Consider the following 9,913-nt stretch of genomic DNA (forward strand, 5'->3'; position numbering starts at 1 on the left):
AAGGGGCTGGCGCTGGGGGTTGCTGCTGTGAGGGGTAATGACAGGGTCTCTCAGTTAGTGAGCGGCGAACCTACCCTGGCCTCATGGACAACCGCGTCGAAATCAGTGCGTTTCTGAAATCTCGCAGAGGCAAGATCACGCCCGAGCAGGCCGGTCTGCCCGTGTACGGCCAACGCCGGGTGGCCGGGCTGCGCAGGAACGAGGTCGCGATGCTCGCCGGCGTCAGCGTCGAGTACTACACGCGTCTGGAGCGCGGCAATCTCAGCGGTGTCTCCGACAGCGTCCTGGACGCGCTGGCCCAGGCTCTGCGGCTCGACGACACGGAGCGCACACACTTGTACGACCTGGCCCGAGCGGCGAACACGACGCCCGCCCGTGTGCGGCGCCGGACTGCCCGGCCGGCTGTGCGGCCCAGCGTGCAGCGCATCGTTGACGGGATGCCGGGCATGCCGGCGTTCGTGAAGAACCACCGATTCGACATTCTGGTCGCCAACCCGCTCGGTCGCGCACTGTTCTCGGAGATGTACGCCGATCCGGTCTGTGGGGCGAACACCGTGCGGTTCGTGTTCCTCAGTCCCGCGGCCCGGCGGTTCTACGTCGACTGGGAACGCATCGCCAGGGGCGCTGTGGGTGCGCTGCGGATCGAGGCGGGCAAGAACCCGTACGACCGCGAGTTGTCGAACCTGATCGGTGAGCTGTCGACCCGCAGCGACGCCTTCCGCGTGATGTGGGGCGCCCACGACGTACACGTCTTCCATGACGGGACGAAACGCCTCCGGCATCCGGTCGTCGGCGAGCTGGAGCTCAACTTCGAATCGATGAACCTGCCGGACGGCTCGGGGCTGGTCGTGGCGTTGTACAACGCGGCCCCCGGCTCCGCGGCCGCGGACGCGCTGAACCTGCTGGCGAGCTGGTCCGCCACGGCCGAGGCCGCGGATGTGCAGTCCGCCGAGGCGGACTCCGAGAACTGAACCGACGTCCACGGCCCCGCCTGCTCCGGCTGCCGCCGGCAGCAAGGGCGGGGCTTTGGCCTGCGCATATGCCGCTGGGGGTCCCTGCTGTTACCCCTCACAGCGGAGACTCCCTCATCGTGTCCGTTCCCGGTTGCATGGTCAGTGCCCCGCTTTGGGGCCGACCGGTATCGAACCTCGTATCGGTCCGTCCCCGCTCATGCAAGGAACCACCATGACTGGCAAGAGCACGATGATCACGCTGAACAACGGCGTGCAGATGCCCGCGCTCGGCCTCGGCGTCTTCCAGAGCCCACCGCAGGAGACCGCCACCGCGGTCACGACCGCGCTCCAGCACGGCTACCGACTGATCGACACCGCCGCCGTCTACGGCAACGAGAAGGAGGTCGGCGAGGGCATCGTCGCCTCCGGCGTCGACCGCGGTGAGGTCTTCGTGACCACCAAGCTGTGGCTCTCGGACTTCGGCCACGACGCGACCCTGCGTGCCTTCGACACCAGCCTGAGCAGGCTGGGCCTGGACTACCTGGACCTGTACCTGCTGCACTTCCCGTACACGTCCGAGTTCGACTCCACGCGGAACGCGCCGAGGTGACATCCTCCGTCCCCTCCCAGCTCGCCGTACTGCGCCATGGCCGTATGTGGCTGGTCCTTGCCGCCGCTGCGCTCATCACGGGTGGCTTCATGGCCGCGTACAGCTAGATCTCTCCGTTGCTCACCGAGCGGACCGGGATCTCCGAAGGAGCCGTACCGCTCGTCCTGGTCGGCTTCGGCGTCGGTGCTCTGCTGGGCACGAACATCACCGGGCGCCTTGGCGACCGCAAGCCGCTGGCCACGTTCATCACCACCTCCGTCGCCTCGGTGCTGGTGCTGGTGCTGCTCCTGCTGATCCCGCTGTCCACCAGCCCTGTGGCGACCGTCGTCCTGGTGGTGCTCCTGGGTGTGACGGGCCTGGGCATCACATCGATCGCCACCCCGCTGGCCGTGCGCTTCGGACACTCCTCGCCCGCCCTTGCCGCTGCCTTGACGGTGTCGGCCTTCAACATGGGGATCGCCCTCGTCTCCTGGCTGGCGGGCACGACCTTGGACACTTCCCTGGACGTGACCGGACCGGAGGTGGTCGGCGCGGTCATGGCCGGACTGGGCGTGATTCCCCTGCTCGTCCTCGCCGCGATACGCGCCACCCGCACCGCCGTACCTCAGGTGTCCCTGCCTGCGGCGGACGAGGAGACCTCCCACAAGGCTCAGGCCCGCCGCGTGGCGGCCTGACTACGGGAGACCACGTGTCGTTCCTGCCACGAACCCCCAACTCGTCTGATTACGTTTTGTAACGGATCAAACACATAGAAAGGATGAAGCGCCATGGCTGAAGAACAGACCGCCGCACAGAAGCTGCTCGGCGACTTTGCGCCCGAACTGGTCCGGCTCACCGACGACGTCCTGTTCGGCGAGGTGTGGGCGAGCGAGGGCCTGTCCCAGCGGGACCGCAGCCTGATCACCGTTGCCACCCTGGTCGCCCTCTACCGCGCCGACCAGCTCGCCTTTCACCTGCCGAAGGCGCTGGAGAACGGGGTGACGAAGGACGAGTTGGTGGAGGCCATCACCCACATCGCGTTCTACGCCCTCTGGCCCAATGCGATGTCCGCGATCACCCAGCTGAAGAACATCGTCGAGGGCGCCGACGCGAGCTGACCCCGCGCCGCCCCGTCTACCTCACGACCATCAGGACCTACACCGGCCAGGGCGTTGTCGTCGCTCGTGGCCACTCGGAAGGAGAACGAAATGAAGAAGCGTGAACTGGGAAACAGCGGGCTCGAAGTGTCGTCGATCGGGCTCGGCTGCATGGGGATGACCTTCGGCTACGGCCAGGCCGCGGACACGGGTGAGGCCATCAAGCTGATCCGGGCGGCCGCCGAGCGCGGTGTGACGCTCTTCGACACCGCGGAGGGGTACGGAGAGGCGAACGAAAGGCTGGTGGGCGAGGCCCTGGCGCCGGTGCGCGACCAGGTTTCCATCGCCACGAAGTTCGGGTTCAAGGACGGCAACCCCACGGCGGGGCTGGACAGTCGGCCGGAGCGGATCCGGCTGGTCGCCGAGCAGTCCCTGCAGCGTCTGCAGACCGACCGCATCGATCTGTTCTACCAGCACCGGGTGGACCCCGACGTGCCGATCGAAGAGGTCGCCGGCACGGTCCGGGATCTCATCCAGGAAGGCAAGGTCAAGCACTTCGGCCTGTCCGAAGCGGGTGAGGACGTCATCCGCAGGGCCCACGCGGTCCAGCCGGTCACGGCCTTGCAGAGCGAGTACTCGCTGTGGTGGCGCGAGCCTGAGGAGATCATCCTGCCGACCCTGGAAGAGCTGGGCATCGGTTTCGTGCCGTTCAGTCCGCTCGGCAAGGGCTTCCTGACCGGCGCGATCAGTCAGGACACGAAGTTCGAGGCCAATGACATCCGTAACGTGCTGCCGCGCTTCGAGGAAGAGGCGCGTGAGGCCAACCTCGCGCTGATCGCGCTGCTGGGTGAGATCGCGGACGCCAAGCATGCGACCCGGGCTCAGGCCGCCATCGCGTGGCTGCTGGCGCAGAAGCCGTGGATCGCACCGATCCCGGGCACGACGAAGCTGCACCGTCTCGAAGAGAACATCGGCGCCGACAGCGTGGAGCTGACCTCCGAGGACCTCAGGCGCATCGAAGAGGCCGTTGCCCAGGTGCAGATCAAGGGCGAGCGGTACACCGCAGCGCAGCAGAAGACCATCAACCGGTAAGTCACCGGCCTTAATCGGCCCGTTCCTGACGAAGCGTCGTTCGAGGCGCTTCGTCAGGAAGGCCCTGCCCGTCAGGAGAAGTGCGCATGGAATCGCAGGTACTCAAGGGGCGGATCGCCCTGGTCACCGGCGGCACGACCGGACTCGGCTTCGGCGCCGCCAAGCGTCTGATCGAAGAGGGAGCCACTGTCTACATCACAGGCCGGCGCAAGGACGTGCTGGATGCCGCCGCGGAGAAGCTCGGCCCGTCCGCCACCGGGATCCGGGCCGACGTCACGAGCAAGAGCGACATGCTGTGCGTCGCCGAAACGATCAAGGCGGCGCACGGCCGGCTCGACATACTCTTCGCCAACGCGGGTGGCGGACACGCCACGCCCCTCGCCGAGTTGACCGAGGAGCAGATCGACAGCGAGCTCGGCATCAACATCAAGGGCGTCGTCCTCACGGTGCAGAGCGTGCTGGACGTCCTTGGCGACGGCGCGTCCATCGTCCTCAACGCGTCGATCACCGCCGACATGGGGCTGCCCGGGTTCGCCGTCTACGCGTCGTCGAAGGCGGCCGTGCGCTCCCTCGCCCGCAGCTGGACGACGGACCTCAAGGACCGTGGGATCCGGGTCAACTCGATCAGCCCCGGAGTGGTGCCCACCGAGGGATACAGCCACGAACAGAAGCTGAGCGACGACGACATCGCCGCCTACGTCGAGCGCGTCGCGAAGGAGATTCCGGCGGGACGCGTGGGGACGGCCGAGGACATCGGCGACGCCCTCGTCTTCCTGGCCTCGGACACCAGCCGCTACATCACGGGCGTCGACCTCGTCGTGGACGGCGGCATGACCCGCGTCTACGCCGGCCAGAACTGACCGAGGAATCCACATGACCACGGTCAAGTCGGCAGAGCGCCACATCATCTGCGAGGTACGTGGCAAGGCGGCCCACCGCGCCAGGGTCAAGGAGCTCCTGCTGGAGCTCGTGGGCCCCGCGCGGGCCGAGGCGGGATGCCTCTACTACGACCTCTACCAGCAGGCGGACGAGCCCGACACCTTCTACATCGTCGACGGCTGGGCGTCACCCGAAGCCGTCGCGGAACACGCCGAGCACCCGAACGTGACGAAGGTCGTCGAGCAACTCCTCCCGCTGCTCGCCGTACCCCTCAAGGTCACCACCAGCCATCGGGTCAGCGACCCGGACTAGCGACTGGCCGGGGGCCGAACCCTTCAGGACATACTCATGGCTCGCATCTTCATCACCGGTTCCACCGACGGCCTCGGCCTGATGGCCGCCCAACTGCTCTTGCGGCAGGGCCACACGGTGGCGCTCCATGCACGCAACGACACCCGGGCCCGCCACGCACACGCCGCGCTCCCGGACAACGCGGGCGTCGCCGTCGGTGACCTCTCCAGCATCGCCCGGACCCGCGATGTGGCCACCCAGGTCAACGACTTGGGCACCTTCGACGCGGTCATCCACAACGCCGGCGTCGGCTACTACGGGCGAGGCCGGGTGGAGACCGAGGACGGCCTCTCGGACGTCTTCGCGGTCAACGTGCTGGCGCCCTACCTCCTCACGGCGCTGATCACCCCACCCCGACGGCTCGTCTATCTCAGCTCCGGCATGCACCACAGCGGCGAGGCCGCCCTGCGGGACCCGCAGTGGGCGACGCGGCCGTGGAAGGGCTCCCAGGCGTACTCGGAGTCGAAGTTCCACGTCACCGCTCTCATGCTCGCCGTCGCGAGGAAATGGCCCCAGGTGCTCTCCAACGCCGTCGACCCGGGCTGGGTCGCCACGAAGATGGGCGGCAGCGGCGCCACCGACGACCGGCGGCTGGCTCCGGTGACCCAGGCCTGGCTGGCGGCCGGCGACGACGCGGCGGCGCTGGTCACCGGCCGCTACTTCCACCACCAGCAGCCCTGCCCGCCGCACCCGACGACGCAGTCGCCCGAAGTGCAGGACCGGCTGCTGAAGTACTGCGCCGATCTCACCGGCGTCGAACTGCCCACAGCGGTCTCTGCCGACTGAGCCCGCGTCCCCCTCCCCGTCCGCACACGGACACCACTGCGTGCGCCCACCCCGATCGGAGCGAACCATGACCGCAACGAACCCACTCATCACCCTGAACAACGGCGTACCGATCCCCGCCTTGGGACTCGGCGTCTACCAGAGCGCCCCCGAGGAGACCACCGACGCGGTCCTGACCGCGCTGCACGACGGTTACCGGCTGATCGACACCGCCGCCGCCTACTTCAACGAGCGGGAGGTCGGCGAGGCGATCGCCCGCTCCGACGTGGACCGCTCCGAAATCTTCGTGACGACCAAGCTGTGGATCAGCGACTACGGCTACGACTCCGCCCTGCGGGCCTTCGACGTGAGTCTGCGCAAGCTGGGCATCGAGCAGCTCGACCTGTGGCTGCTGCACCAGCCGCTGCCGTCCGACTTCGAGAGGACGATCGGGGCGTACAAGGCGGCGGAGAAGCTCCTCGCCGAGGGGCGCGTCCGTGCGATCGGCGTGTCGAACCAGACGCCCAAACAGCTCGAAGAGCTCATCTCCCGCACCGACATCGTTCCGGCGGTGAACCAGATCCAGGTGCACCCCTACTACACCCAGGGCGAGTGGCGCGCAGCGAACGAAAGCCACGGCATCCTGACCCAGTCGTGGTCGCCCATCGGCGGCTCCTACGTCTACCGGGGCGCCGACACCAACCCACTCGAAGACCCCGTCATCACCGCCCTGGCCGACAAGTACGCGAAGACGCCCGCGCAGGTCATGCTGCGCTGGCACCTCGACCACGGCTTCTGCGCGATCCCGAAGTCCGTCAAGGCCCGTCGCATCGCCGAGAACTTCGACGTCTTCGACTTCGCCCTGCCCCCCGACGAGGTGGCCGCGATCGACGCCCTCGACACCGGCGTACGCGGCGGACCCGACCCGGACTCGCTCAACCTGGAGAACGCCGGCTTCCCGATCCCCGACTAGCTAGGGGCTCCCCAGCCGATCAGGCATGTCGTCAGCGCCGCTGACGCTCCACTCCGGCCGGGCCTGCGGCGCCGATGGAAAGAACGAAAGAGCGCAATGATCACGAAAGGTATATCCATGAAGAAGTCGTTCAAGCTCGCGGCGATCTCCGCGACCGCAGCTGTCATCGTCTCGGCGCCGTACGCGTCCGCCGCGACCGGACACGCGGACGCGCGGCCCGCCGTCACCCACGTGAAGACCGTGGCCGCCTTCGACTTCGCCACCGGCGACGTGCCCGAGAACATCACCGTCGCCCCGGACAATTCACTGACCGTCTCGATGGTGGGCACGCCCGCGGGCGAACGGCCGGCACTGGTGCGGATCGCACCGTCCGGGCACCGCACGGTGCTGGTCACCGGGCAGAAGGGCGACGGAATCACCGGCAACACTCGCGGCCACGACGGCACCGTCTACTACGACGTGTGGTCCTCCGACGCCTCCCGGAACGGGGTGTGGAAGTTGCCGCCGGGCGGCACTCCTCACCGCATCGCGGCATTGCCCGCGGGCGGAGTCCCCAACGGTCTGGCCATCGATCCGGCCGGGCGCACCTTGTACGTCGCCGACAGCGAGATGGGCACCGTCTGGAGCGTACCGGTCTCCGGCGGTCCCGCGACCGCGTGGCTGGTCGACCCCGCCCTCGCGATCAAGGCGTCCGCACCCGTGCCGTACGGTGCGAACGGACTCCGTTTCCACAACGGCGCTGTATGGGTCTCCAACCTCAGCAAGGGCACGCTGCTGCGGATCCCCGTCACCGTCACCGGAGCTCCGGGCCGGGTCCACACCGTCGCCAGCGGCCTCACTGGCATCGATGACTTCAACTTCCTCAGCGACCACTCCAATGTCGTGTTCGCCGCGCTGAACACACAGAACAAGATCGCGGTCATCCACCCGAACGGCACTACCAGGACCGTGCTGACCGCCTCGGACGGCCTCGCCTCACCCACCGCCACCGCGGTGCGCGGGAAGCGGCTGTACATCACCGACGGCGGACTCGACGAGCCGCACGACGCGCAAGTGCAGAGTGGGAAGATCGACCTCGGCGCGCTGCTCTCCCACTGAGCGCCCGGCAGCTCCCAGTAATTCGGACGGCGCGGCCTGCAGGGATGCCACCTGGGGGTCCCTGCAGGTACCCCTCACAACCGAGACTCCCACGTCATCGCCATTCCCGGTTGCATGGTCAGTGCCCCACTTCCGCTAGGGATGGGACACAACTGGCAAGAGCCCGGTGATCACGCTGGGCAGCGCCGCCGAGATGCCCACCCTGGGCCTCGGCGCCCGCCACAGCGCGCCCGCCCAGACCACCACCGTGACGACTCCGTGAGGAGAACAACAGCATGACCACAGCTACGCGCGACGTGCCCCGTTCCGGGAACCGGGACGAGCGCCAGGGCGCCGCCATCGTCGTCGGTGCATCTCTAGCGGGCCTGATGACCGCATTGGCCCTGTCGCACGCCGGAGTCGACGTGACGATGCTGGAGCGATCGGGGGCCGCCCCTCGGGCCCGGAAAGGGGCTGCTCTCGGCGGGGTGAGTGAGGGCCTCCTCAGCAGAATCACGGGATCCCGTCACTCCCAGAGCGGTTCGGCGCCACTGAGTTCAGTGGCCCCCGGTGTGCAGAGCTGGATGGCGGTCCACGCCCGGCTCCGGGCGGCCGTCGACGCCGACCCCTTTATCGAGCTTCGCCCCCACACGATCGTACGGAGCGTCGACCAGGACGCGGATTCCGCGTGGGTGATCACCTCGGACCAGCAGACGTTCCGAGGTGATGTCGTGATCGGGGCGGATGGCCACGGAAGCGTCGTGCGCGTCGGCGTCGCACCCGACAAGCCCGACGCGACGTTCGCCGGCTACCTGATCTGGCTCGGCCTCACCAACGAGTCCTCGCTCGCTCCCTCACGCCGCCTGCCACGGGACGTCGACATCCTCAGCGGCGGAGAGGACTATCTCCTCGGCTACCCACTCCCCGGCCCCGACGGTTCCGTCGCCCCAGGCGCCCGCCAGGTCGGCTGGGCCTGGTACGACGCGAGCCACAATGATCTCCTACGCGAAACGGGCAGTGTTGTCGGCAACGTCGTGCGCCGGTCGCTCACCTCCGCCGACATACCGGAGGCGACCTTCCGCGAGCTCGCGGACAAAGTTGAGGACCTGTGGCCGTCGCCCTGGCGCGAGGCCATCCTCGATTGCATCGAGCGTCGTGCCGTCATCGGCACCCCCATCGCCGAGTACGTCCCCGACAAGCTCGTCAACGGACGTCTTGCCCTCGTGGGAGATGCCGCGCATGTGCCGACCCCGATGACCGGCTCGGGCTTCAGCGCATCGCTCCACGACGCCGAGGCCGTCGCCGAAGCCGTTGCTGCGGGCGTGCGTGGATCGACGGTGGCGCAGGCCCTCACAGGGTACGAAAGGGAGCGGCTCGGCAACGTCCGCGGCATGGTCCAGTCGGGACAGCAGTTCAGCCGCTCCTTCACCGGTCGAGCCGCCTGAACTCATCCTGGGCGCCGGCGTGCCACCGGGAGCCGAATCCACATCGTCACCAGCCCCTCACCGGCGCCGACGACTCCGCCGTGGGGCTGCCCCACCGAACCGCCCCACGCCTTTGTTTACGGGGTATCTCAGATCCGACAGTTTCCATCCCGACAAGAGACTTGCCTAGTGAAGGAGCTGCGCGTCGCCGTGGACGAACGCGAGAGGCAGCGGCGGGAGCGCGTGCAACTGCTCGGCCAGATCGCGCACCAGCCTCTGCTCCGCCGAGGTCACTCTGTCCCCGGCCTTTCGCAGGTGGTTCTCGGCTTCATCGGCGGCGGCGTGCAGCGCCTGCTCGGCCTGGGCGCGCCAGGGGCCCGACACGTCGCCTGCCGCGTGCAGTCGGGCCAGCAGGGTGCCGCCCTGCCGTTGCGCGCGGACTTCCTCGGCGGACGTCGGCTTCAGGTGCTCGAGCGACCGTCCCGGAAGCGCGGTCAGGAGCAGGACCAGATGTTCCGCGCTCGAGGCCCGCAGCTGTGGAGCGCGGCCGGCGCCAAGGGCCGGAGCCGCGTGGCGCAGGGCGAGGGTCTCGCGCTCGTACATCAACGGGCGCCGGGACACCTTCAGGTAGTGGCGGACGTCGCCGGGCAGGGAGAGCTGCCAGACCCGGGAGTTCTCCTGCGGACGGGAGGCGTCCTGGACGGACGGCCGGG

Annotated in this window: 11 protein-coding genes and 1 pseudogene; 11 read left to right on the plus strand and 1 reads right to left on the minus strand. The window is 68.4% G+C overall.

All coding sequences use genetic code 11. The features are described from left to right. Positions 1-83: 83 nt before the first annotated feature. The 11 genes and pseudogenes from BZL64_RS00785 (at position 84) to BZL64_RS00835 (ending at position 9,221) form a co-directional block, all read left to right on the plus strand. Positions 84-971: a helix-turn-helix transcriptional regulator gene (locus tag BZL64_RS00785; protein WP_086764818.1), complete on the plus strand. Its 888-nt coding sequence runs from the start codon at positions 84-86 to the stop codon at positions 969-971. 214 nt (positions 972-1,185) lie between these two features. Continuing rightward, positions 1,186-1,530 (plus strand): annotated as a pseudogene (locus BZL64_RS00790) (aldo/keto reductase); the annotation flags it as partial. A gap of 149 nt (positions 1,531-1,679) precedes the next feature. Continuing rightward, a complete protein-coding gene (locus BZL64_RS00795; protein WP_158101489.1) occupies positions 1,680-2,237 on the plus strand; it encodes an MFS transporter in 558 nt (185 codons plus the stop codon). Positions 2,238-2,330: 93 nt separating this feature from the next. Next, positions 2,331-2,660, plus strand: coding sequence for a carboxymuconolactone decarboxylase family protein (locus tag BZL64_RS00800; RefSeq protein WP_086764832.1), 330 nt, complete (start codon positions 2,331-2,333; stop codon positions 2,658-2,660). Positions 2,661-2,750: 90 nt separating this feature from the next. Beyond that, complete coding sequence (locus BZL64_RS00805; RefSeq protein ID WP_086764837.1) at positions 2,751-3,731, plus strand: aldo/keto reductase; 981 nt, start codon at positions 2,751-2,753, stop codon at positions 3,729-3,731. Positions 3,732-3,817: 86 nt separating this feature from the next. Next, positions 3,818-4,591, plus strand: a complete 774-nt coding sequence (locus BZL64_RS00810) for an SDR family oxidoreductase (protein ID WP_086764841.1) — start codon at positions 3,818-3,820, stop codon at positions 4,589-4,591. A gap of 13 nt (positions 4,592-4,604) precedes the next feature. Further along, positions 4,605-4,922 (plus strand): putative quinol monooxygenase, encoded by a 318-nt coding sequence (locus BZL64_RS00815; protein WP_086764843.1) that lies wholly within the window; start codon positions 4,605-4,607, stop codon positions 4,920-4,922. A gap of 36 nt (positions 4,923-4,958) precedes the next feature. Then, entirely contained in the window at positions 4,959-5,747 is a 789-nt protein-coding gene (locus BZL64_RS00820) for an SDR family NAD(P)-dependent oxidoreductase (protein ID WP_086764846.1), read from the plus strand. Between the two features lie 67 nt (positions 5,748-5,814). Next, positions 5,815-6,699 carry an aldo/keto reductase gene (locus tag BZL64_RS00825; protein ID WP_086764849.1) on the plus strand — a complete coding sequence of 295 codons (885 nt, stop codon included), beginning with the start codon at positions 5,815-5,817 and terminating at the stop codon, positions 6,697-6,699. Between the two features lie 117 nt (positions 6,700-6,816). Continuing rightward, a complete protein-coding gene (locus BZL64_RS00830) occupies positions 6,817-7,797 on the plus strand; it encodes an NHL repeat-containing protein (protein WP_244205123.1) in 981 nt (326 codons plus the stop codon). Positions 7,798-8,072: 275 nt separating this feature from the next. After that, on the plus strand, positions 8,073-9,221 hold the full coding sequence (locus BZL64_RS00835) for an FAD-dependent monooxygenase (protein WP_086764853.1): 1,149 nt from the start codon (positions 8,073-8,075) through the stop codon (positions 9,219-9,221). Positions 9,222-9,386: 165 nt separating this feature from the next. Here BZL64_RS00835 and BZL64_RS00840 read toward each other — a convergent pair. Next, positions 9,387-9,913: phosphotransferase (locus tag BZL64_RS00840; protein WP_086764856.1), on the minus strand; the 527-nt coding region annotated here is incomplete at its 5' end.

This window comes from Streptomyces bobili, from assembly GCF_002154575.1.
GTDB lineage: Bacteria > Actinomycetota > Actinomycetes > Streptomycetales > Streptomycetaceae > Streptomyces > Streptomyces bobili.

Excerpts from the sequence above, each read along its gene's own strand:
- BZL64_RS00785 (WP_086764818.1), top strand. The coding sequence starts at position 84 with ATGGACAACCGCGTCGAAATCAGTGCGTTTCTGAAATCTCGCAGAGGC.
- BZL64_RS00800 (WP_086764832.1), top strand. The coding sequence starts at position 2,331 with ATGGCTGAAGAACAGACCGCCGCACAGAAGCTGCTCGGCGACTTTGCG.
- BZL64_RS00805 (WP_086764837.1), top strand. The coding sequence starts at position 2,751 with ATGAAGAAGCGTGAACTGGGAAACAGCGGGCTCGAAGTGTCGTCGATC.
- BZL64_RS00810 (WP_086764841.1), top strand. The coding sequence starts at position 3,818 with ATGGAATCGCAGGTACTCAAGGGGCGGATCGCCCTGGTCACCGGCGGC.
- BZL64_RS00815 (WP_086764843.1), top strand. The coding sequence starts at position 4,605 with ATGACCACGGTCAAGTCGGCAGAGCGCCACATCATCTGCGAGGTACGT.
- BZL64_RS00820 (WP_086764846.1), top strand. The coding sequence starts at position 4,959 with ATGGCTCGCATCTTCATCACCGGTTCCACCGACGGCCTCGGCCTGATG.
- BZL64_RS00825 (WP_086764849.1), top strand. The coding sequence starts at position 5,815 with ATGACCGCAACGAACCCACTCATCACCCTGAACAACGGCGTACCGATC.
- BZL64_RS00830 (WP_244205123.1), top strand. The coding sequence starts at position 6,817 with ATGAAGAAGTCGTTCAAGCTCGCGGCGATCTCCGCGACCGCAGCTGTC.
- BZL64_RS00835 (WP_086764853.1), top strand. The coding sequence starts at position 8,073 with ATGACCACAGCTACGCGCGACGTGCCCCGTTCCGGGAACCGGGACGAG.